This window comes from Vibrio sinaloensis DSM 21326, assembly GCF_000189275.1.
Taxonomy (GTDB): domain Bacteria; phylum Pseudomonadota; class Gammaproteobacteria; order Enterobacterales; family Vibrionaceae; genus Vibrio; species Vibrio sinaloensis.
In genome coordinates this window covers 16,246-39,025 of record NZ_AEVT01000006.1, presented here as the reverse complement: position 1 = coordinate 39,025, position 22,780 = coordinate 16,246, and the positions used below count along the sequence as shown (strand labels likewise).

Sequence of the window (22,780 nt, the reverse complement as noted above, 5' to 3'; positions counted from 1 at the left end):
AGTACTCGTTACTCTCGAAATACACATATCCGTAGGTGAACTCTACCTTTCGGTAGGATGGGCTCCGTAAACGCAGAAAATGCTGGCCGAGTTTGGATTAACCAAGTAACAATGGCAAGAACGATGAGAAAGCTAAACACCATAATATGGTCGAGGCTCAACTGACCACTCGCCAGTAGTTTCTCGGTCAGATCGCAAGGTTCGCTAAGGTCTTGCGTACTCTCCCCGCTCATCACCCAAGCCTCAGCAGTGCCTTTATCTAACGCTGAATGTTTAAATGAACATACGTTGAACAATGCCGAGTTTTGCAGCAGACACACCACGAACACCCAACCAACGAGTAGCAGGGTAAGCTTTGCAGATTGTGATTGCTTGGCTGTTTTCATCATATGTGCATCTTAGTCATCCAACGCGCTATTATGCTAGAGCGCGCTGGTTAAGTGTTAGCGGTAAGTAAGAGTTATAGCACTTTCTTTTGTAAGAAGATCTTATCAATGCCTTTTGTCGGAAAGCCAGTGTAACGACCCACTTCCTTAAAACCTAACTTAGCGTAAAAACCAGGTGCCTGAAAACTGTACGTATCTAAATAAAGATCCGTTACCCCTCTCGCTTTGGCTTCCTGCTCTATTGCTTGCATTAGCTTACGACCCGTTCCCGCACTGCGGTTTTCTTCATCAAGCCATAAAAACTCAACAAACAAAGTATTGGTAAAGATTTCCCCCGTCAGACCGCCAAGAAAGTGCCCTTCATCATCTTCTGCAATACACGCTAAAGACTGAATATCTTCATCCGGAAAATGCTGTAAGTTAAACGCCTTTAAGCCATTGTAAATCCGGTCTTTAAGATCTTTAGGTGGATTGAGTAAAAAGTTAACGCGCATCGATTCCTTCCTCTATAAAGCAAAAAGGCCAGCAAACGCTGACCTTAACAACTGCAAATTTGGGTTAGCCTACAAACGAGCTTAACATCCAAATCGCTAGAATCACAAAGATCGCCCCCATAAACTTATGTTGATAGGTGCGAAATTTCGCGTTTTCTAACAGTGGTTTGCCCAGCGTTCCGACCAGCGCGACCAAAAGTAGGTTGAATGCTAAACCTAAAACGTTCAGCAGCAGCCCTAAAGCAAGCATCTGCTCACCAGAGGTCGCGGTAATATTGCTAGAAACAAACTGCGGCAAAAACATAACAAAGAAGACCAGTGCCTTTGGATTAAGCAAATTACTAACCAATGCGCGCTGATAGAAGGTGGTGGCCACAGTTCGCTCACCAGATAACTCCGGTGCGTCCGCCGCGCTTGCACGCAAACAATCCCAGCCCATTTTTAGCAGATAAGCACCACCGAGTAGATGCAGAGCTTTAAGGGCAAATGGACTCATGGCAATAAGCGCTGAGACACCTAAAGCGGCTAAGAAAGTAAGAATGATTCCTGATGTTGCGTTTCCTAGGCTGGCAAACACGCCAACTCGGCGACCATAACTCATACTAGAGCTTGCAATAAGCAACATATCGGGACCTGGGAGTAGTAATAGAGCAACCACAGCCGTCAAATAGACAGGCAAAACAGAAATATCAATCATTTTGTTCGTATTATAAAAACCGCGATGCGCAGGATTTTATACCAACCAATAACACCGATCCATAATAAAATTATAACTTACAGCGATTAAACCAGCCTATCATTCGATCAATGGTTATAAGAGTCTTAAAACAAAAAAAGCAATTTTGTACAAAAATTCAATAGCCAGTTAGGCTAGACTGATTGCAGAGGTATCAATAAGGACAATCGATGACACTGCGTAACGGCAAAGAGACGGCTACTTTCCAACTCGCCAATGAGTTAGGCGGTTTAGAGCTACTCGACGCTAAGTACACCAACCAGAACTTCTCTCGCCATAGTCATGAAGGCTATACCATTGGTGTGATTGAAAAAGGGGCACAACGATTCTACCGCACAGGCGGCAATCACATTGCACCGCAAGACAGCATCATCTTGGTGAATGCTGACGAAGTACACAATGGTCAAACGGCGACCGAAGGTGGCTGGGAATACAAAGCCATGTACCCTCTTCCTGCACAGTTCGCTCAAATGACAGAGGGCTTGAACGCGGCGAACTCTGTGCCATATTTTCCTGAGCCGGTGGTTTATGATCCTGAGCTTGCTCAGCAACTGCGCTTAGTGTTTGATACGCTAGCTCAATCAGACAATCGCCTACTGCGCGAGACATTGGTCTACGGCACGTTAGTAAAACTAGCCAGCAAACACAGTAAAAGCAGAGCGCAGTGGGAACCTAAAAGCAAAAGTCAGCGCCAACTCAAGCTCGTCAAAGAGTTTCTCGATGACTTTCCTCAGGCTGATGTCAGCTTAGAAGATCTCTCTAAGCTCGCTGGATTGAGCCCGTACTACTTGGCCCGTAGTTTTCAAAAAGAGTTCGGCTTACCACCGCACGCCTACCAGATACAAGCTAAGCTCAGAGTCGCTAAGCAACTGTTACGGCAAGGAATTAAGATTTCTGATGTCGCACAAGAGTGTGGGTTTCACGACCAAAGCCATCTGCATAGACATTTCAAACGTGCCCTTGGCGTCACACCAAAACAGTTTGTTGACGGCAGTTGAATATAGAGCAAGAACGTACAAGTTTGTTTTCTTTATGCATGCCTTAATAGTGTGACCTTTCATTTATTAGATACAGCAATGAGTAGTATTAGTTTGACTTCAATCGATCAGCCCAGCAAAGGGCAACTTTTTCTCCAAGGGACACTTGCGATGGTACCACTAAGTATTGCTGTCATTCCTTGGGGGCTTTTAGCCGGCTCCTTCGCCATAGAAGCGGGCCTAAATGTTTGGGAAAGCCAAGCCCTATCCGCCATTTTGTTCGCCGGTTCAGCACAGCTAGTCGCCACCGGTATGCTCAAAGCGGGGGCAAGCTTGACTACCATGTTGCTCGCCACCTTTTTTATTACCTCACGTCATCTGCTCTATAGCGTTTCTATGCGCAGTAAAATCAGTCCGCTCCCTCTCAAATGGCGTGTCGCATTGGGTTTTTTACTCACAGATGAACTGTTCGCGATCTGCGGCCAACAATCTGAAAAGCAGTTCAATCGATGGTATGCCCTAGGCGCTGGCCTAAGCTTTTATCTGTGTTGGAACTTCGCCACTCTGATTGGCATCGTTGCTGGCAGCTATATCCCAGCAATGAACGAATTAGGACTTGAGTTTGCGGTAGCGGCGACCTTTATTGCTATCGTCGTTCCCAATGTAAAGAGCTCACCTGTGTTGCTCGCCGTGGTGGTGTCACTGTTATTGTCTGTCTTATGCCACTATCTGGGGATTGAGTCCGGGCTCATGATTGCGAGTATCGGCGGCATGCTTGCTGGATACTTGGCGGAAACAATGAAAGGAGCTCAATAATGGTGATACTATCCATTCTTGCTATGACTGTCTTGGTCTTTGTAAGCCGCTACCTGTTTTTAGAGCCTAAACTTCCTTTAAGGTTAAACCCGCAAGCGCAAAGATTATTAAGCTACTCAAGTCCCGCGGTTTTAACTGCGATTTGGGCACCGATCGTGTTTATGCCCGAAAAAGAGCTTTGGGTTACCCCAGAGAATCCCTATTTAGTCGCTGCCGTGATTGCCGCATTGATCGCTTGGAAAACAGGTAATGTACTGCTCACCACCATTGTGAGTATGGTGATTTTTTTAGTGCTAAAGCTTGTCTAGCCAAACAGCCAAGCTAACAATAAAAGACAAACCGCAGCAACGCAAATCGACTTAACCAGTATTCCGAGCTGAGTGCTGCCACCGTTTGGCGACTGATTACAACATCCCATAATAAATAACCTCTGATGACTTTCACCATCAGAGGTTAAACGCTGCCCTTAGGGTAATGTAAAGGGCTGACTACTCAGCAACCCATTCAATTTCTATCAAGCTCGCTTCTGCGCATTTTAATCGCGCAAGAAACACATCGCCTGCATGCACTTCTCCAACACCCTTTGGCGTACCTGTCATCACGATGTCACCATCACATAAGGTGGTATAGCTTTTTAACTCGTTCAAAATCATTTGCGGAGAATACATCATCTGCGACACATCGCCTTTTTGCACCCGCACACAGTTGATGAACAGTTCGAGTTCAAGGCTATTCATGTCGAGGCCTGCGACAGGAATAAAGCGGCTAAACAAGGCTGAGCCATCGAAAGCTTTGGCACGTTCCCAAGGTAAGCCTTTCTCCTTAAGCTGGCTTTGTAATCCACGCTTAGTCAAATCGAGTCCAAGTCCGACGGCCTGATATTTCCCCTCTTTAACCAAGAAACAAATTTCTGCTTCATAGTGTATGCGTTCTTGTTGAAAAGCTTTTAGTACAGAGCTTATCGCTGTCGCGGGTTTATTGAACACCACCATATCATCGGGAATTGCATTGTTAAGTTCATGAATATGCTCCAAGTAGTTGCGGCCAATACACAATACTTTCGATGGATGAATGAGCTCTTCGCCAAGCTTAACTGAATACATATCCTCTTCCTTGAATGATTTGTTTGGGAGAGGCATTTTAATCGAAGCCTTAGTTGTTGAAACCTGCCATAGCCTGAAAATCGGATCCAATGCCCAATATTTATACAATAAACATTAACTTAGCAACGTAGAAAAACGCCTACTCAAATAAGAGCAGGCGCTAACACAAAAGTGTGTTGAGACAGTGGTTGTTGGTTACTCATAGTTATAGGAAATAGCGGGCACCAAATGTCCAGAAGTCCTCTTCATCCAGATCGAGATCATTGCCGAGATCGAACTGATAACCGGCGAAGCCAACAAGGTTTGGTGAAAAGTTGTATTCGGCTTGCAACGCACTTTGACTAAATTGCGTCAGTTCGTTTTTGCTATCAATCTCCGCTTCATAGTTGACACTCAAATTCACCCCATTGCCTAAGCTATAGGCAAGTAAAATTTCAAATTGGTCACTCTCTTCTGGTCCATTCATATTTTCATTCATGGCGTAGACCACGGCGGAATATAAACCATCACCATAACTTCCCGATTTAAATGAAATCGCATGCGAATGAGCATCGACTTTACTGGTGCCTGTCACATCACCACCTGTGTAGGTGTAACCTAGGCCAAAACCATACACGTCAGCCTGAAGCGCGATTTGTCCACGAGACTCATACTCTTTGGTCGAACGCGTGACCGTGACCACGCCGTCGCCTTTGGATGGCTCTTCTGTCGCATCCGAGTGTTTACCTTGCCAGCCTAGACCCAGATTGAAGGTACCAAGATCAGGAATATCAAATGCTTTGCGGTAACTGACCATGTCTTTACCACGGGCAGTACCTAGATTGTTGTGATCGTCATAGAGGAAATTGTTAGCAAAAGCGATAGGCAAATCGGCCACACCAGCGACGTCGTAGTAAGGCGTCCACTGAGTACCAACCACCAATCGCCCCATTTGATCATGCGTGACGCCAATATAACCTAGACGAGTGGTAAAGGACTCTTCCCCACCGTCGAGATAATTAAGTTGCCATTCGCCTTTCGCATCAACTGTAATATCGTTTGGCAACTCTTGTGTGCCTGCAATATTGATTCTAGGTGAGACTGAGTGAACTTCGATCTCCTCACTGGAGTCATATTCACCGATACCTACATCAACATAGCCCCCAAGAGAGATCGTCGACCCCTCTCCATTGTATATTTCGGCTGCGAAAGCTGATGTACCACATGCTGTTGCCGCGATTGCTGCGGCGAGTAATTTCATTTTCATAATTCATGTCCGTATAAGGGATAACACCTTGTCCGATAAGGCCTGACGGCCAAAACATCACGAACACTTATACCGTAGTACGAATTAATGACTTATCTAGTGCAACTATTTGTCTATTAATCAACTCTACAGCCAATCCAGAGCAGGAAAAATAAGGGAAGAGATGTAACTATCTGAAAATTAGTTGGTTTAACTCGGATGTTCACAGCTCAACTAAAAATCGATCAATGTCACGTTTTTCAATATTAATGGGGAACTTTTATAAAAACATAAAAATGAATTGTATCAATACCGAAAATGGTAAGCAGAGCAAATACAAAGGACAACAGATAGAAACAGCTACATAGCAGAGTAAAGTGATAAAGATTTTTAGTTGTTCAAAATATCATTCCACTTGAGCTGGTGTGATGTCACAAACTTAGGGCTGAGAACAAAAATTCTCCTCCTCCTCAGCGCTATTTGGGCTCATCCCTCCTCCCTCATCCAGATCCCATACCAATGTGACCTGCACCTCGTGGCACGGCAATTTTCACCCTACGCAATGTGATTCTCATATAAGCAGCCGATTATTTATTCAGCAAAATTAACTTTACTTATTCAACTCACAGCGTGCTGACCCTAGCTAACTCTATGATTTTTTTTATCCAATAACCTACGTATGGAAACAAAAAATAATGAAAACTTTTAAGCTGTCTCCTTTAGCCAAAGCGGTCATACCGCTCTTATCGGTGAGCATGCTAGTGGCATGTAATGATAACGATAGCAGCAGTTCAACCACGCCTGCGACCGACACCAAAGAAGATAAGATCCTTGTATCTCCAACCAACATGCCGACTGAACCGGCAGTCGCTGACGATGAGATCCTGATTAGCTACATCTCCACCAGCACGAATAGCACACGCGCGCTTTCAGTAAGTAATGGTTGGAGCTTAGCCTGTGGTGAAGATAGCTATGCTGCCAACGGTTCGGATGAATTCGGCCCATATTGGGTTCTGCCTAAGGCCAGTACATTAGGCAGTTGTGCAATATCCAAAGACGACCAGCAAGTTGTATCGGTATCACTCGATGCCTCACAGGGTGAAAGCTTGGGTATCACTCAATCGGGTAAAGTGATCGAAGGCAGCCGTAATGATGCTTATTTAACCAGCATAGGGATAGACCAAACAGGTACTGATGTAAAACTGAAAAAAGTGTCTGAGCCAACCGAACTTGCCAACACACCTGACGGCCATTTCGCGATTCAGTTTTACGATCCATTGGGTGACTACAAAGAGGATGGCGCGGATTTAAACGGCTACGGTAATTACAACCTGCACCTATGGAACAATGCTGACTGTAACGCCGGTAACCCTGCTGGCTTTAACAAAAACTGGGAAGATACCTCAGTCACACCTGATGCAGCGGATGAATTTGGCCCAGTGTGGTACGTGCCTATCACGGATGATGCCAGCCAATGTTTCAACGTTATCATTCGTAACGGCAACAAAGACAAAGCGATCAATGCCGATTTAAAGGTCAATATTTCTGATCGAGAAACCAATCCGGCCGTCACATACATGCCAGGAAAAACTCGCTCTTACGCGAGTCGTATCGAAGCCTTCTCACAAGATGGGCCATCAAGCGAATTCAGTATCGACACTGTTGGCGCAATACTACTTGATGACCAAACTTTGGTTTGGAATGCCGCCGCCAATGCTGATCTTGTCCAGTTGATGTTCTCAGATGATGGTAATTACAAGGTTGACGATAATGGTGTTGTGAGCGGTTCATCCATTAAATTGAAAGCAACCAACCTGAGCAAAGCCCAAGTCGCGAAGTTCCCTCATCTGGCAGGCTACCCTGCATTTGAGATTCCAAACATCGCGTTAAACGAACTACTGAAATCCAGCTTAATTGCCTTAGCCTCGAACAACATTGAAGGCGAAAACTACGGCGAACTGCGCTCATCGACAGCGGTTCAATATGCAGGCGCCCTAGACGCAATTTTTGCTGAGGAAGCCACGCAACTGGATTATGGTGCGGTATATGGTGACAATGGCGTGACATTCCGTTTGTGGGCACCAACCGCTCAAAACGTTGAGTTAGTGGTTTACAACGCAGATAAATCACTCGCTGGTAAACACCCATTAGTCGAGGATACCGAGTCTGGTAGCTGGAGCGTTGAACTGGAAAAAGACGCAGTAGATGGCAAATACTATCGTTACGCGATGACAGTCTTCCAGCCTCGCAGTCAAGAATCCACCCAGTACGAAGTGACCGACCCTTACTCTGTCAGCTTGTCGATGAATTCGACTTACAGTCAGGCAATCGATTTAGACTCTGATGATCTAAAACCATCTGGCTGGGACGCGCTCACCGCACCTCACTCTCAGGTTGAAAGTGATGGCAGCTTATCTGACATGGTCATCTATGAATCCCATGTACGTGATTTTTCGGCACTCGACCAAAGCACGTCATCGGATAACCGTGGTAAATACTTAGCCTTTACCGAAGACGGCTCCGTTCCAGTTAACCACCTTAAGGAACTGAGCGACGCAGGCATGACCCACCTTCATCTCATGCCAGTATTCGATATTGCGACAATCAATGAAGATCCAGAGCAAGTCGCCAACATCGACCAACCTTTTAGTAAGCTTTGCGAACTTAACCAGGCGGTGAAAGACGATGCTAACTTTAGCGGTTACTGTGCGGGTTCTGACACTATTGCCGAAGTGTTCGAAACTATTCTGCCTAATGACAGCAAAGACAATCCAATCGTTCAAGACTTGAATGATTACGTGCGTTCAGTTGATAGCTACAACTGGGGCTACGATCCTTATCACTACACGGTTCCTGAGGGTTCATACGCGACAGACGCCGAAGGTAGCCAACGTATCCTTGAGTTCCGTCAAATGGTTCAATCGGTAAAACAAGATATCGGCATGAACGTCGTGGTCGATGTTGTGTATAACCACACCAATGCGTCAGGCCTCAACGAAAAATCTGTGCTTGATAAAGTGGTCCCTCTCTATTATCACCGCTTAGTGCCTGATACGGGTAATGTTGAAACCTCGACCTGCTGTGAGAACACCGCTCCAGAACATGCGATGTTTGCTAAGTTGATCGACGACTCAGTTAAAACTTGGGTCGAAGCTTACAAGATCGATGCGTTCCGCTGGGATTTGATGGGCCACCACCCTCTTGCACAAATTCAAGGCACGTTGACAACCGCACGTGAAGCGAACCCTGAAGTCTATTTCTATGGTGAAGGTTGGAACTTCGGTGAAGTTGAAAACAACAAACGATTCATTCAAGCAACCCAACCAAACTTAGGTGGTACTGGCATCGGCTCCTTCTCAGATAGATTGCGTGATGCCGTACGTGGCGGTACACCATTTGATAGTGGTGACGCGATACGCAAAACCCAAGGCTTTGCGACAGGTGCAGCAGTATTACCAAACGAGTTAAACGCCAAAGAGGATGGCACGGTCGCTGATGCTGAGTTAGCTCGAGCATTAGAACAAGCGGATCTCACCCGCTTAGGAATGGCTGGTAACCTTAAGAAGTTCAAGCTAATTGACGCTAAAGGCTCAACACTTCTTGGCGAGAACGTTGACTATAACGGTCAGAATGCAGGTTACGCTGAACAACCTTGGGAAATTCAAAACTACATATCTAAGCACGATAACCAAACGTTCTGGGATAACAACATGTACAAGGTGGCTGAAGATGCCAGCCCAGAAGTACGAGTTAAAATGCAGACGGTGGGTATCGCGACTGTGTTACTAGGTCAAGCAATCCCGTTCAACCACATGGGTGGAGAACTACTACGCTCAAAATCCATGCAGCGAGATTCTTACGACTATGGTGACTGGTACAACGTGGTTGACTTCACTCGTGATTCAAACAACTGGAACAAAGGCCTGCCAACAAAAGACAAAGATCTAAGCAACTACGATCAAATCACTCGCGCCGTACAAGATGTAAATTCTCAACCGTCATCTTCAGACATTGATACCATGTTTGAAAACTACAAAGAGATGCTACAGCTGCGTAAGGCAACAGAACTGATGACCTTGCCGAGCGCACAAGAAATCATCAATCGAGTTGATTTTCGTAATACTGGTAAGCATCAAACGCCTGGTTTGATTGTGATGACCATCGACAACGGCTCAACTCAAGCGACCGATCTGGATGAAAACCTGGATGCCATGGTGGTGATCATCAACGCGAATCCAGCAGAACAAAGCATCTACGGTTTTGTTGATCATCAAGGTAAAGAGATCAGCCTGTCTGGCTTCGAGCTGGGTCATCGACAAGATGGTATCGCTAACGGTGCCAGCTTTAGCGATGGCAAGTTCACGGTACCTGCATGGTCTGTGGCAGTCTTTGTTCAACCTCGTGGCAACGCTCGCGGACTAGGTCTTCCAGTCAGTGAAAAAGCCTCTGACTTACCGCCGTTGAAAGTTGTCCGTGTTGCAGGTGCATTCAATGGTTGGGATCATAGCACGACAGCCGAATACGCCAATGAAGGGCTTTACAAAGCCAAAGTTGGTTTAGCTGAATCCGCCGAGTATAAATTTACCGCAGGTAACTGGGATACAACGTGGGGCTGTGGCAAAGACAGCAATGAAAACTGCAGCGTCGACTTCTCTGAATTGGGTATGTATGAACTGACGCTTGATGCCTCAGACTCTGACAATCCCGTCGTTCTTGATTCCAAACTGGTTGAAAGTTACGTGGGTAAAACCTGGTACATTCCAGGCTCGATCTCCGGTGGCTGGGATCATAGCGATGCGCAAAAAATGTTGGCTGGCGAAAACCACAACGTGAGCTTCGAAACGCCGGAGCTAACCGCAAATGAAGCTTATGAGTTCAAGTTTACGTGCGGAGCGTGGGGTGAGTGCGAGCATGGCGCTGCGAATGTGGTAACCGCTGAAGATTCATTACCTTTGACGGGGGAAGGCAACATCAGCTTTACTCCAGAAGAGACAGCGGTTTACACAGTCACATTTAACATCTTGTCCAAAGAGGTTACTGTAGCTAAGAAATAACCTTGTCTGTTGAGGTAACAGTTAAAGGGAAGCTTCGGCTTCCCTTTTTTATCCTCGTCCTACGCATTCACCTCACAAAAACTACTTATCACGTCAGCAATCACCACCATCAATCTGAGTTAAAAACGGCCATTAAGGGTTTGATATAGAAAAAGCCTATATCATTGAAGAGCAAATCAATTTTCCCGCATAGAACGAAAATAATAAAATTGAGCACAGAATCAGTCACACTGAATAACATCTATTCGCCAAACGCCACGACATCTAGAGCATCGACTATGCAAAACGTACCAACACTTTATCTGAAGGGCACCTTTAATGGATGGGGACTCGACACCCCATTTGTTGAGCAATCACCGCTTATCTACACGACTCATGTTGTGTTCTCTGCCGACAAGCACCAGTTTAAAATCGCCGATATGGATGGCAGTGAACGCTGGACACTCGCCGCTCATGCAACTCAATCCGTCGCATTAGACTTGGCCAGTTCGACAGCTCTCATGAGCACTCAAGGTATAGGTAATGACCTTACCTTTACACCAAATAAAACCGGGCGATTCCAGCTGACACTCGACCTGACCAATGAAACACCATCGCTAACGATTGAACTAGAGATGAACACGCTGTCGTTGCCACAGCGAGGCGACTTGGTCAATTATCGCATAACCAATACTCATTCTGATCCGCTTCACATTCACAACCATAAGTGGGCGATGGGTGCCGAAGCTCTATTTGACCAGTTAGCCATTGAATCAAAGCAAGCCTTTCCGTATGTGTTTGGTGACAATGTTGATGGATATTATGAAGGGCAAACCCACAATTTTGCGTGTGCAGGTCGTTACCGACACCATCAAGGTTGGTATCTTGGCGGTTTTGGTTCGCTTATCGATGGCGAGCTCAATGATAGAACGAAGGCAAGGCACGCCCGGCTCATGCCCTACGGAATAGAGCACCATTTTGCTCAAGGCAGCGATTGCCTATCTTTGTTGCAAAACAAACGCATGGCATGCCTGTCGGTCAATGCGACTTCAGCCACCATACTTTCTATTATTCCAGAGCTTAACTTAGCGCATGGTGATTTTCAGATTGAACACTTTGCAGACGTACTGCTTATCGAGGTAGAGCCTACATTGTGCCCTGAAGGCTGCCCGCAGTTCATTGCTATAAGCGCGAATCATGCTGTCACTATTAAAGAGCTCAACTTAGCGGAGCATAGAGACATCTCAGATAAGATGCTGTTGTCGCCTAGCAACATGACGCTGTCAATCACCAGTGAAACGCCCATCGACCAACTCTCTGTATATCTAAGCTTTGAACATGATAAAAACTTGGCGATAGAGTCCGCTCGCAAAGCCGCTCAAGAAGACGCCAATACCCAACATCGTCAGTCGGTGTATGACTTCCTCACTCACTACTATTTTTGGAGCGACGACATTGAATACAACCGTGCCACCCTGTGGGCACGTTTATCCAGCCGAGTGTTTGTCAGCCACGAATTTGGGACGGGGATCTGGGCTGGTTTACCTTGGTTTAAAGATTGCTGGGGTCGCGACACCTTCATCGCACTCTCTGGCACCAGTTTGATTAATGGTGAATTTTCCGAGGCAAAAGCCATCATTGAGAATTTTGCTTCTATGCAACTGCAAGACGACACCTCTCTCAATGACGGTCGCATACCTAACCGTGTCACCAGCAAGACTAACATCATCTACAATACAACCGATGGCACCCCTTGGATGATCCGAGAAATCCTGGAGTACATTAACTACAGCGGAGACATTGATTTTGCCAAACGCATTTATCCCGTTGTACAACGCTTTATTGCAGGTGTAGAACGCAACTACCTCGACCAAGATGGACTGATTAAACATCGTCACCCGGACACTTGGATGGACGCTAAAATTGATGGCCAAATCCCTTGGTCTCCAAGAGGGCCGAAGGCCAACGATATCCAAGCGCTCTGGTTTGACGCATTACACGTTGCACAAACACTCGCGCAGCTAAACCAGGACGATGTCTATGCTGATCACGTCGTCTCGTTAGCTCAACAGGCGAAACAAAGCTTTATTGACAAGTTTTGGTGTGCAGAGCGCCAATCAATGGCCGATCGATTAACCGATCAAGACCAACCTGACTTAAGCGTTAGACCAAATCAACTGATGACTCTGACCATTCCTCAATCCGAACCTTTAGTCGATCATGAGATTGGTCAGTACATCGTCAAGAACAGTGTTGAACAACTGCTGTTCCCATGGGGTATATGCTCATTGAATCAATCACATGAAGATTTTCACCCTTATCACGATAATCGCAGTGAGTACCATAAAGATGCGGCCTATCATAACGGCACCATTTGGGGATGGAACGCTGGCTTCACGGTCTCATCATTGAACAAGTTTGACCAACAAGACTTTGCTTATCAGCTGAGTAAGAACCTAGCGAAGCAAATATTGGAGCAAGGCCACAGAGGCAGCATGAGTGAGAACTTGGATGCTTTCCAGCAAGATCCAAACGCTCTTATTGAAACGGGAACTTACGCACAAGCTTGGTCGGTGTCTGAATACGCTCGCAACACACAACAAGACTACCTCGGTTTTAAGCCGCAACTGATTCGAAACCAGATAAGGCTTGAACCTAAACTGCCCGCACAATGGCATCAGTTCGTGACCAGATTGCCTTTTGGGGAATGCAACGCCCTTGAGGTGACATTTGAACGAGACAACCACATTGAGCGATACCAAATTTCTCCAGTAAGCCAAACAGAAAAAGTGCGTTTGAATCTATCGCTTCGAAGTGAGCATGACACGATTGAAATGGTATTTGCACTGACTACACCATTCACGATTGCATTAGACAGTCAAAGTGGAGAGGTAACGTGCAGCCTAGAGCCTCTATCGTTAACTCGTCATCCGCTCGCTCGCTACCCTGTTCTGGATAATGTGATGTTTGCTAAGCCAGACAGGCATCGCACATTTAACTGTTTGCAGCAGAATCACTTCTTACTTACCAAGCGTAATCAGCAACCTCTTCACGCTGAGAGAGACACTCTCTAACCAGATAAGGGAGCTTAATTCGCTCCCTTATTTTTATTGCGCCGGCATCGCTCTGAACAATACACTACCTCATGCCAATTCCGCTTCCACTTCTTGCGCCAACTGAACGTGCGCGAGCAAACGGGACATTGCTTAGTGTCTAGCTGGCTTTTAAACCCTTTTAAAACACGTTCTGATTTCATAGCGCCTTATCTTTAGTAAACGCGCTTAGTTTTACCATTTTGCTGCAACAATCGATCTCCGGATATAAAAAAAGCGAACCCGAAGGCTCGCTTTTTGGTTTAATTATTGGTCGGCAACAAGTAGCACACCGAATTTGTGCCCAGACGGTGCATACGAGTAGATTTCAGAGTTACGTGTGTCCATCGCATACACATTCATCGTTGCTGCATCGTGCGTGTTACTCCAAACAAATGTACGGAGATCACCAGATGGTTGCAAAAATGCGCCACTGAATGCTTTCGAGTTCAATGCTGGTGTGTAACAAGCAAACTCACTCAAGCTATACACTTCTTTGATATTCGGTAGACGCCATTTTGCTACGCCAGCAAATTGGTGTAGCGGGTTAGTAGCGCTTGTATTGATATCTTGCGCGGCACTTAACGCTGATTGCCAGAACATGCCATCAGCCTCTCCAGTACAAGTACTTTGAGCTGAGTTCCAAGTTTGCCCTAACGGACAACGCATCCAAGTTAAGCCAGTAACCTTATCCTTTACTGTGCCATTATCATTGAAAACGTAACGAATGTTAGGCGCTGTTTTAGCAATATCAATGCTGCATTCTTGAGCCGCGATCGATACAGAAGAAACCAGTGTTAGCGCGAGGCCTAGAGTAAACTTTTTCATTATTTAGCCTCCACTTGAGCGACTAGTCGAATTGCAAATTGGTAAGAATCAGAGTTATCAGCAGCCGTTTTGTCGGTGTAGATATCCACAAACGAGGTTTCGCCACGCTGAGGTCCTCTAGTCTGGAGTGCTGCAAACGAATATCCTGCAAAGTACTTTTCTGCATTAATCGAGTACTCAGTAAACATGTTTAGCTTGGTCCAAATTACCCCTTCTTCTAAGTAACTGCTGTTACCTTGAAGTGGGAAGTAAGCGTAAGTAAAGCCATACGCTTCTTCATCACCATCAAGTTGCGTTTCAGCAAAGTCGATCAAGTTATAAACTTCACCCGAAGTCGGCAGGCGCCAATTGTTAATACCACAAACATTTTGTGTATTTAGGTACTCTACGTATTCTTCTGTGGTACAGATGTTGTCACCATCACGGCAACCAAGATAATTAATATCTTCTATAAACGGTTCGATTACGCCTGATTCTTGGTAAGCAAATAGGCGTTCAAAATGACGAGGCGAGGCTGCATCATCGAGCTTTGTTTCCCAAATCAAACCACTGCGCTCATCTTGAACACAAGACCATTCTGTCGCATCTGCTGCGAGTGGTTGACCATTCGCGTCAAGTTTAACGAACTTAAATCCACCGTCGTTTTTATCACTGCCGTAATCAGCATCTTGACCAGGGAAATCTGCTGGTGAGCTGTCGACGATAGCACCGTCACCAATATACTTAGTCAGACCCGTATCGTTTTGTTCACGATAAGCAACCTGAGACAGAGTCAAATTCTGTTCAATTTTAGTCAGTGCATCCGTTGCCTCTTGGTCAGTTGGCGCCGACTTAAGCACGAAATCGCGATACTCATCTAGTTGGAAGGCAAGTGCAAAAATTTGCTCGTTGCGCTTAGAGGCTTCCATCGCGCTGGTCAAAGTTAAAACATTTTGCTCTAACACTTGGTATTCAGAACGATCACCTTGATTAAGAAGATCATCAGATGGCAGGCCTAACGCCTGGAGCTGAGTTTCAACATAACCCGTTGCAGTCTCTAATGTCTCACCTGACGCAATGTAACCGGCTATCAGAGTCGATACCACGTTCACGTCATTCCCTGAAGAGTTACCTTGTGCAGGTGCGATCAAGACAGCGGTATCATTTGATGCTGCCGCACGGCTGCTAAGCGACGTGACACCAGTTTCAAGTTCCACCACTATAGGCGCATTCAGAATAGCTCGGTTAGTAGTGGTGATCGAATAAGAACCGTTATTCGCCGTTGTGCTCGGTTCGCCAGAGTCACAAACGAAATCTTGGCTTAAATCGATACATACTTTCTCGTTGCCTTGAGCAGCATGAGCATTTACCGTGCCAGAAATGGTGTAAGTAGGTAGGCTCTCATCAGAACCACCACCAGAGCCACCACAACCAGCAAGCATTACTGCTGTGGCAAGCAAAGTGAGTTGAGTTTTCATAGTCTTTTTCTTAATTAGTGTGTTTGAATACGCTCACGGCGCCAGAATAAAAGCCCACCTAGAAGCCAAAGCCCCCATCCGAGAGCGCCTCCTCCTGAGCCGGAATTATTATTGGTATTATTAGTCGCTGAGTTATCAGTTAAGTCACTGCAGCTATACTGCTCTACTTGGCCAACCGCCCATTCGACCAGTTGTCCTGAGTCTCCAATTGCCACATCTGACACTTCAAGACGCCAAGTTCCTGCGAGCTGCTCACCCACAAATGGAGCAAGCAGTTCGTCATGTTTTGCAACCCAGTAAATGCTCTTTTCACTTTGAGAGTAAGTCTGATTGGCAATGAGCATCTGCCTTGAACCAGTTGGTGAAATCAGTTCAACTTGTAAATCGCTGAATTCTGGGTGGTTAAGTTTGATATAGACACCGAAGTTTTCATCAATGAGCGACGAGTCATTAATATTGAAGTTAAAGATCTTGAACCCTGCGCTAAAACTTCCCGTGTTAGTGATAGATGCATCAGGTAAAAGTGAGTTTTGAACTTTCACCGCTTGAGAAATTTTGGGGACACCGAGTACCAGTGTTTGTGAATTGTTCCAGTTTAGCGTTTGCAAGTTTGATTCATACTGGTAATTGATGTCTGCTTCCAGCTCAAATGGCACACCACATGACTCGACTTTTGATAGCTGAATGTCTTTGGTCATCACGGCAAATTTTGCTTGCTTCACGGGCAGGTCTACGCCGTTTGATGTTGTTATCTTGCCATCAACATTAGCCTGACGCCCATTGGTAATAAGGCGAACAGACATTGCTTCAGCATTGTCGACATAACGACTATCCAACTCGATACGGAAAGGCTGCTTTTCTAAACCATGCACCGCAAAGTTTTGCTTAAGTATCTCACTGTAACCACGTGACGGGTAAAGCCTATCAGCAACGTATAGCATGCTCTCAACAAGATCGTGCATTTTCATTCCACGACCTAAACCGAACATCGACTCCAATACTATGGTATCGATCTCAGTAAAAGCCTGTTCGCCGTATTTCTCGACGCCTTGCTTGAGCGTTTGGAATAGTGGTGTTGACCAAAGTTCGTCGCCAAGCTCTCCGCCAACACTGACGTGCGCTCTGTATTCACTGGATTCGAAATAGCGAGCGCGCTGATTCCATAAACTGCGAGTGGAAACGCGAGTGCCAAAATAACCATCCCAGTTAAATACGGTATCAATCTCAAAATCACTGCCTTGTTTAAACAGCTTTCGATAGCTAGCAGAACCCGCCCAGTAGTCGGCAAAGCCCTCAGCCATTGCACCAGTGTGGCCATAACCCCAGTCAGGGACAATCTGATAATGAACACCGTGTCCGAGCTCATGAATTACAACATCCGCGTCGATCGCGTCAGGCGAACCGCTAACACCGAACATGGCAGCTTTGGGGCCATAAAAGTAGCTAGAGTTGTTGTTTGATAAACCACGTGCGTCTACTTCAACAGGTTCATCGAATAGTGAATAACCAAGTGACTCGACATAGCGCAGAGATTCATCAATATGGTAGAACGCCATAACTTGAGTAAAATCATTGCTAGCAAAAGTCAGATTACCTAAATCATTTAGCTGACTAAATTCGGTGATGCCTTCTTGATCAAGAAACGATGCACTACCACTTTGTTGCCAACTATCGCTACCCACCTGATATTCTTCGAGATATTCAGCATCTACTTGAGTGACTCGTGAATTGGACAAATAGTAACGACCACCACTATTTAACACTTCCACCTCGCGCTCTACAAAACGTGGGGCGTTCGGGTAGTCTTCCACATTCAGCCATGGACTCGCAGGTGGCGCTTGTCTATCCATGGTACGAAGATCTGGGTCAACGATATTGACGGTCGCTGTCACCATATTGCCTGAGGCTAACTCTGGTGGGCGCTCGGCTTTTAGACGTCGTGGGGCTTCTAGTTCCGCGGCTGTCGCTGGCTTTCCATCGACAATCAGTGTGTCTTCCAAACTCTTAAAGACTCGTCGTACTAGACCATCTTTGTCTGTGTGGACAACCAAAGTTCGTTGCGCTTGGTACTCGCCATCAAGAGTAATGTTGAAATTGTACTGATGACCAAGCTTACTTTCGGTCTGATAACGCAGAGATACCGCTCCAACCTCTGGGTAACGGGCTTGCAAATAGGTCTGCGCTGCTGCCGAGTCCGCTACGACTTCATTTCCAGCGGGGTAATCCCACTCACCCGCAAATGCGGATGAGTAGACAATAGCGAGCGCAAGCAGTGAGTATCGAGATTGCATACCACCCCCTTAAAACGCGTAACGCGCGTTAACAGTGAAGTAGCGACCACTGGCATAAAGCCATTTCTTTTGTTCACTTGTTTGTCCTGCAATGTCCTGGTACATCACGTATTCGCGATCCAGTAAGTTGAGTACGTTAAAGTTGATACGCGTACGTTTATCAAAGTTATAACCAACCCCCGCATCAAGCGTCGCCCAGCCTGCTGTTTCAGCACAGTCGCCTTCGACTCCAGATCGGACCTCACACGTCGTTGTGCGTGTCATGTTGCCTGCCCAGTTAATGCGCAGATAACTGTTAAGCGAGCCATCGTCATAGTTAAGCGACGCGTTACCTTCCAAAGGTGTAATCACGCGAACGTATTCACCATCTTTGTCCTTGCCATCAACAATACCTATGCTGGTTTTTGCCGTAATAGCGTTTGTTAGCAAATACTCTAGCGAGGCTTCTGCACCATAAGTTCTTACGCCATCAAGGTTTTCATAGGTTTGGATTGTCACTAATCGTTGGTCATCTTTACCTGTTACTTTTACGTCGATAAAGTTTTCGAATATGTTGTAGAAAGCTGCACCATAGAGACGAAGCTTTCCGTCGTCATACTTGGCACCAAGCTCAAAACTGTCGCTGGTTTCAGCTTCGAGATCGAAATTAGGCATCAAAATAAACCCGCTTAACGCAATGGCGCTGTGGTCTACCAAGCCATAAGTTTTTGAGTATTCAGGTGCACGATAGCCATGGCGATAGCTCAGGTAGGTGTTAAAAGCAGGAGTAAACTGGTATGCCAGAGACGCGCTAGGAGAAATTTCGTAGCTATTGTTGTCTGGTAGAGATTCTTCTTCAAAAATACCCTCTTCAGTGATTGAATCAGCATCGTCTGAGCTCAAGCGATAAGAGTCATAGCGTAGACCAAGCATCCCTCGCCATTTACCAAACTCGATAGAGTCTTGCATAAATGCGCCGATAGAGTAGCTTGTCGCTGGCGCAAATGAATTCTTATCCGCTTCTTGTGTGGTCTGTCCTTCTGCTTTCTTTTCATCGACGGGACGATCATGGTAAGTCGTTTCGAATTTTGCTCCGTATACGAAAGTATTCTTCACATCACCAAAGTAAGTTTCTTTGGTTAAATCAGCCGACCAACCGATTAATCGATCATTAAACACACGGTTTTCTATCTCACGACGCCAAACTCGACTATTGCCTTGATCGCGGTACATTAAGACGTTTTTGTCGTTATTAAATTCAGTCGAGCGGTAGTAAATCTTAGTGTCCAACGTATCCAGTAGCATAGATTCCGCTTCGTACTCCGCTCCCAACCAGAACAGGTAAGTTGAGGTCGTATTTTCTTCAAAGAAAGTCTCAGCTTCCATTTTGCCATCGAACTGAGGCAAAGCCTGACCTTCCTTTCGCTCCATAACTTCGGTATAGAAGTCCGCTTTCGCTTTAAGAAGCCATGCTTCATTGAGGTAGTGGTTGATGGTATAAGCCGCACTAACCCCCTCTAACTCACGACTCCATTTGTTTTCGTCGTAAGATTTGGTCTCGTCGCCACTCCAGTATGCCGCTTGTACTAGAGACTCAGTATCACCCAGCGCAAACGCCAGGTTGGAGTCAAAACGATAGCGATTACTGTTACTTGCATAGTTGGTGCTCGCATCAACATAAAATGCCTCGCCTTGAAGGTAATCTTCCGGAGCAAGAGATTTAATGATCACGACACCACCAATTGCACCCGAACCAAAACTGGTCGAACTGGCACCTTTAACCACTTGAATTTCTTTTGCCGATGCAAGATCAAACGAGTTGTGGCCAGCGATATCGTTAATGTCGCTCGCACCGTAACCATCTGACGTTGCAATGCCATCTTTAACAATCGAAATACGGTTACCTGTCATACCGCGAATCGCGATATTTTGCGCCGTACCCGCAGAGCCTGTCACACTGACGCCCGGCTCATCTTTGAACACTTCGTACAACTCAGTCGCACCACTTTTACGGAGTTCTTCACCATCAATCACCGAGACTGAGCCCGCGGTTTTCGATAGTGATTCTTCGTACTTATTTGCTGTTACGACGACTTCTTCAAACGTGCTAACGTCAGATTCAGCGTGTACAAGACCCGCCGCTAATGCAGACAGCACAGCGACATTGACTCGTGAAAGTTTCATGAACGGCTCCGGTTTATTCCGATTGTTGTAATTGATGAATTAGAAATGCATAGTCCATTGCTTGTCGTTGTGATGACTTACGCCTATCCGTAGCGTGTCCACTGGTAAAATCTGTATCGAGCAGGTACGGGCCTGTTCCGCTGCTCATTGCCTTCAGCTTGGCGTGATATTTAGCCCCTTCCCAATAAGGCACTCGACGATCTTGCCAACCAATTCGCACCAAGGTGGCTGGGTAATCGGCATGGCTAATGTTATTAATGGGATCGTACTGCGCCATTTTAGTCAGCTCGTTGGCCACATTTGGATTGCCCCACTCTTGGTATTGCTGCGCTGTTAGAGGAAGGCTGGTATCTGACATGCTGGCAACCACATCGACAAATGGCACGTTTAGGCTCGCTGCGGTAAATAGGTCAGGTTGTTGATTAATCGCCCCCGCGACTAAGGTACCTCCGGCGCTAGAGCCGATAACGGCAACGTTGCGTTGGCCTCCATTAAACTGACTGAGGTATTTTGCACTGGCGACAAAGTCTTTAATGCCGTTCATCTTGTTGGTGCCGCGACCTTGTTCATGCCACTGAGCGCCGTAATAACCACTACCACGCACATGAGCAATCGCATAGATCACACCGCGCTCAAGAAGCGACACTGTTTGTGGCATAAAATACGGTTTCATGGTGAATGCATACGCGCCGTAACCATAAAGAATAACTGGCGACTCTTTGGTCAATAACTGCGGTTTGTACGCCAAAGTGACCGGAACTTTGGCACCGTTGGAATCAACAAAAATACGCTCGGTTTTGTACTCTGATTGACGATAATTTGGGTAAACATCTTGGCTGAGCTGGATGCGGCTCATCGAGACAAGGTTCAACTCTTCCCATTTAGCCGGTTGCACCATAGACATAGAGCGAATCCGCACAACATTACTGTTATAATCACCCACTCGACTTACCCAACCGACGCTACCTTCAGCCGAAAGTGGTTCACGGTGAATCTCTTTTCCTTGATGATTTAGAACAACAATGCTCTGTCGCCCTTTGCTTTGCTCCACGAGCGCAATACCTGCTTCAAACAAGTAAAAGTTTTCAAGATTAGCTTGCTCATCAGATTCATAGACTTGCTGCCATTTGGATTGCTCTGGCAAAGCCACTTGAGCGAGTTTTGCTTTGTAAAGTGAGAACTTACCTTGATGATTGCTATTGATGTACAGCTCACCACCAGCTATATCCGCATAATATTCATTGCCATCTTTACGCGTAGCGAGCGGCTTTGACAATTCACCCGTTGATAAGTCCAGAATTCGCTGTTCAGTCGCCGATTCTGAGTTAACTTGAATCACCGCGTATCGCTCATCACTTGCAAGGTAAGCGGAAACTAACCAAGCCACATCGGACTCAATGTACGTTTCTGATGATTGAGCTGAGCGAATCACATGTTTGACCAATTTAGCTGGACGAGAGTCCGATAGCGCTTTTTTAATCACATAAACGCTTTGGTTATCAGTCGACCACAAAATCCCCGTATCGCTTTGTTTAGCAACAAGGTGACTCTCTCCTGTTGCTAGGTTAACAACGCTGATTTGGTACTGCTCATCACCCACTACATCTTCAGCAAGCGCAATTAAGGTGCCATCCGGGCTCAAAGCCCAGTTACCGAGATCGTAATATTGATGGTGAGATTCCCGCTGAGAGAGATTCAGCAGTTTACGAACCGATTGGTCCCCTTTTTTACGCGTCACTAACCAACGCTGGCCTTCGAAGCTGGAAACCTGAAACTCGCTCCCCGCTTTGATGGTCCAGGGTTGTTCAGCACGCTGAGGACGATTGGCTTGCCACTCTTGCAGTAGCTTATCCGCTAAGGGTTGAAGAGCAAGTAAAGCTTGTTGCGACTCTACATTCTGCTGCTCTAGGTACTGAATGACCTGGGAACGGGTACGCGAGTCGTCACGAAGCCACTCGTACGACTGGGTACTATCACCAGATAACTCTTCACAATTAGCACTTACCACTATCGAGGAGATCGATAGCAGGACAACATTCAGCAGCTTCATAAGATCTGACGCAATATATAAAATATAAATAGGGCGCGAATGATGCATGAGAATGGTAATGAGATCAATTATCGTTTACCCATTTGTGTGATACTGATCACTCAAAATTCAATAATAAATAGAGTAATT

At 46.0% G+C, this 22,780-nt stretch carries 16 protein-coding genes; 5 read left to right on the top strand and 11 right to left on the bottom strand.

The genetic code is table 11. The features are described 5' to 3' along the window. Positions 1-8: 8 nt before the first annotated feature. The 3 genes from RH45_RS01170 to RH45_RS01160 all read right to left on the bottom strand — a co-directional run bounded on the left by RH45_RS01170 (position 9) and on the right by RH45_RS01160 (position 1,577). Positions 9-389: a hypothetical protein gene (locus RH45_RS01170; RefSeq protein ID WP_008072810.1), complete on the bottom strand. Its 381-nt coding sequence runs from the start codon at positions 387-389 to the stop codon at positions 9-11. 71 nt (positions 390-460) lie between these two features. After that, the gene (locus RH45_RS01165; protein ID WP_008072809.1) at positions 461-880 is read right to left on the bottom strand and encodes a GNAT family N-acetyltransferase; all 420 of its coding nucleotides are present in this window, start codon (positions 878-880) and stop codon (positions 461-463) included. Positions 881-944: 64 nt separating this feature from the next. Beyond that, positions 945-1,577, bottom strand: coding sequence for a LysE family translocator (locus RH45_RS01160; protein ID WP_008072808.1), 633 nt, complete (start codon positions 1,575-1,577; stop codon positions 945-947). A gap of 209 nt (positions 1,578-1,786) precedes the next feature. On the opposite strand from RH45_RS01160, the gene RH45_RS01155 reads away from it, so the two are divergent. The 3 genes from RH45_RS01155 to RH45_RS01145 all read left to right on the top strand — a co-directional run bounded on the left by RH45_RS01155 (position 1,787) and on the right by RH45_RS01145 (position 3,717). Continuing rightward, entirely contained in the window at positions 1,787-2,614 is an 828-nt protein-coding gene (locus RH45_RS01155) for an AraC family transcriptional regulator (RefSeq protein WP_008072807.1), read from the top strand. Between the two features lie 78 nt (positions 2,615-2,692). Continuing rightward, entirely contained in the window at positions 2,693-3,409 is a 717-nt protein-coding gene (locus RH45_RS01150; protein WP_008072805.1) for an AzlC family ABC transporter permease, read from the top strand. After that, positions 3,409-3,717 carry an AzlD domain-containing protein gene (locus RH45_RS01145; protein ID WP_008072803.1) on the top strand — a complete coding sequence of 103 codons (309 nt, stop codon included), beginning with the start codon at positions 3,409-3,411 and terminating at the stop codon, positions 3,715-3,717. The genes RH45_RS01150 and RH45_RS01145 overlap by 1 nt, the downstream gene beginning before the upstream one ends. Before the next feature lie 180 nt (positions 3,718-3,897). On the opposite strand, the gene RH45_RS01140 is transcribed toward RH45_RS01145, so the two are convergent. Further along, a complete protein-coding gene (locus RH45_RS01140) occupies positions 3,898-4,512 on the bottom strand; it encodes a fumarylacetoacetate hydrolase family protein (RefSeq protein WP_008072801.1) in 615 nt (204 codons plus the stop codon). A gap of 205 nt (positions 4,513-4,717) precedes the next feature. Further along, complete coding sequence (locus tag RH45_RS01135) at positions 4,718-5,758, bottom strand: porin (RefSeq protein ID WP_008072800.1); 1,041 nt, start codon at positions 5,756-5,758, stop codon at positions 4,718-4,720. A 674-nt stretch (positions 5,759-6,432) separates the two neighbouring features. On the opposite strand from RH45_RS01135, the gene pulA reads away from it, so the two are divergent. Both pulA and RH45_RS01125 read left to right on the top strand, forming a co-directional pair. Next, positions 6,433-10,791, top strand: a complete 4,359-nt coding sequence (pulA, locus tag RH45_RS01130) for a pullulanase-type alpha-1,6-glucosidase (protein ID WP_008072798.1) — start codon at positions 6,433-6,435, stop codon at positions 10,789-10,791. Between the two features lie 278 nt (positions 10,792-11,069). Next, entirely contained in the window at positions 11,070-13,844 is a 2,775-nt protein-coding gene (locus RH45_RS01125; protein ID WP_008072796.1) for an amylo-alpha-1,6-glucosidase, read from the top strand. 14 nt (positions 13,845-13,858) lie between these two features. On the opposite strand, the gene RH45_RS22755 is transcribed toward RH45_RS01125, so the two are convergent. From RH45_RS22755 to RH45_RS01100, 6 genes are all read right to left on the bottom strand, one after another. Further along, entirely contained in the window at positions 13,859-14,026 is a 168-nt protein-coding gene (locus tag RH45_RS22755) for a DUF2256 domain-containing protein (protein ID WP_008072795.1), read from the bottom strand. A gap of 103 nt (positions 14,027-14,129) precedes the next feature. Beyond that, positions 14,130-14,690 carry an Lcl C-terminal domain-containing protein gene (locus tag RH45_RS01120; RefSeq protein ID WP_008072794.1) on the bottom strand — a complete coding sequence of 187 codons (561 nt, stop codon included), beginning with the start codon at positions 14,688-14,690 and terminating at the stop codon, positions 14,130-14,132. Continuing rightward, positions 14,690-16,147, bottom strand: coding sequence for an Lcl domain-containing protein (locus tag RH45_RS01115; RefSeq protein WP_008072793.1), 1,458 nt, complete (start codon positions 16,145-16,147; stop codon positions 14,690-14,692). Before RH45_RS01115 ends, RH45_RS01120 begins: the two co-directional genes overlap by 1 nt. A 14-nt stretch (positions 16,148-16,161) precedes the next feature. After that, positions 16,162-18,438 carry a proprotein convertase P-domain-containing protein gene (locus RH45_RS01110; protein ID WP_008072792.1) on the bottom strand — a complete coding sequence of 759 codons (2,277 nt, stop codon included), beginning with the start codon at positions 18,436-18,438 and terminating at the stop codon, positions 16,162-16,164. A 9-nt stretch (positions 18,439-18,447) separates the two neighbouring features. Continuing rightward, positions 18,448-20,601 carry a TonB-dependent hemoglobin/transferrin/lactoferrin family receptor gene (locus RH45_RS01105; RefSeq protein ID WP_008072791.1) on the bottom strand — a complete coding sequence of 718 codons (2,154 nt, stop codon included), beginning with the start codon at positions 20,599-20,601 and terminating at the stop codon, positions 18,448-18,450. A gap of 13 nt (positions 20,602-20,614) precedes the next feature. Further along, positions 20,615-22,651: a prolyl oligopeptidase family serine peptidase gene (locus tag RH45_RS01100; protein ID WP_008072788.1), complete on the bottom strand. Its 2,037-nt coding sequence runs from the start codon at positions 22,649-22,651 to the stop codon at positions 20,615-20,617. Positions 22,652-22,780 lie beyond the last annotated feature (129 nt).

Bases quoted from the DNA above. Each gene is read 5' to 3' on its own strand.
- RH45_RS01150 (WP_008072805.1), top strand. From the start codon at position 2,693: ATGAGTAGTATTAGTTTGACTTCAATCGATCAGCCCAGCAAAGGGCAA.
- pulA (WP_008072798.1), top strand. From the start codon at position 6,433: ATGAAAACTTTTAAGCTGTCTCCTTTAGCCAAAGCGGTCATACCGCTC.
- RH45_RS01155 (WP_008072807.1), top strand. From the start codon at position 1,787: ATGACACTGCGTAACGGCAAAGAGACGGCTACTTTCCAACTCGCCAAT.
- RH45_RS01110 (WP_008072792.1), bottom strand. From the start codon at position 18,438: ATGCAATCTCGATACTCACTGCTTGCGCTCGCTATTGTCTACTCATCC.
- RH45_RS01135 (WP_008072800.1), bottom strand. From the start codon at position 5,758: ATGAAAATGAAATTACTCGCCGCAGCAATCGCGGCAACAGCATGTGGT.
- RH45_RS01165 (WP_008072809.1), bottom strand. From the start codon at position 880: ATGCGCGTTAACTTTTTACTCAATCCACCTAAAGATCTTAAAGACCGG.
- RH45_RS01115 (WP_008072793.1), bottom strand. From the start codon at position 16,147: ATGAAAACTCAACTCACTTTGCTTGCCACAGCAGTAATGCTTGCTGGT.
- RH45_RS01100 (WP_008072788.1), bottom strand. From the start codon at position 22,651: ATGAAGCTGCTGAATGTTGTCCTGCTATCGATCTCCTCGATAGTGGTA.
- RH45_RS22755 (WP_008072795.1), bottom strand. From the start codon at position 14,026: ATGAAATCAGAACGTGTTTTAAAAGGGTTTAAAAGCCAGCTAGACACT.
- RH45_RS01105 (WP_008072791.1), bottom strand. From the start codon at position 20,601: ATGAAACTTTCACGAGTCAATGTCGCTGTGCTGTCTGCATTAGCGGCG.
- RH45_RS01160 (WP_008072808.1), bottom strand. From the start codon at position 1,577: ATGATTGATATTTCTGTTTTGCCTGTCTATTTGACGGCTGTGGTTGCT.
- RH45_RS01170 (WP_008072810.1), bottom strand. From the start codon at position 389: ATGATGAAAACAGCCAAGCAATCACAATCTGCAAAGCTTACCCTGCTA.
- RH45_RS01140 (WP_008072801.1), bottom strand. From the start codon at position 4,512: ATGTATTCAGTTAAGCTTGGCGAAGAGCTCATTCATCCATCGAAAGTA.
- RH45_RS01120 (WP_008072794.1), bottom strand. From the start codon at position 14,690: ATGAAAAAGTTTACTCTAGGCCTCGCGCTAACACTGGTTTCTTCTGTA.
- RH45_RS01125 (WP_008072796.1), top strand. From the start codon at position 11,070: ATGCAAAACGTACCAACACTTTATCTGAAGGGCACCTTTAATGGATGG.
- RH45_RS01145 (WP_008072803.1), top strand. From the start codon at position 3,409: ATGGTGATACTATCCATTCTTGCTATGACTGTCTTGGTCTTTGTAAGC.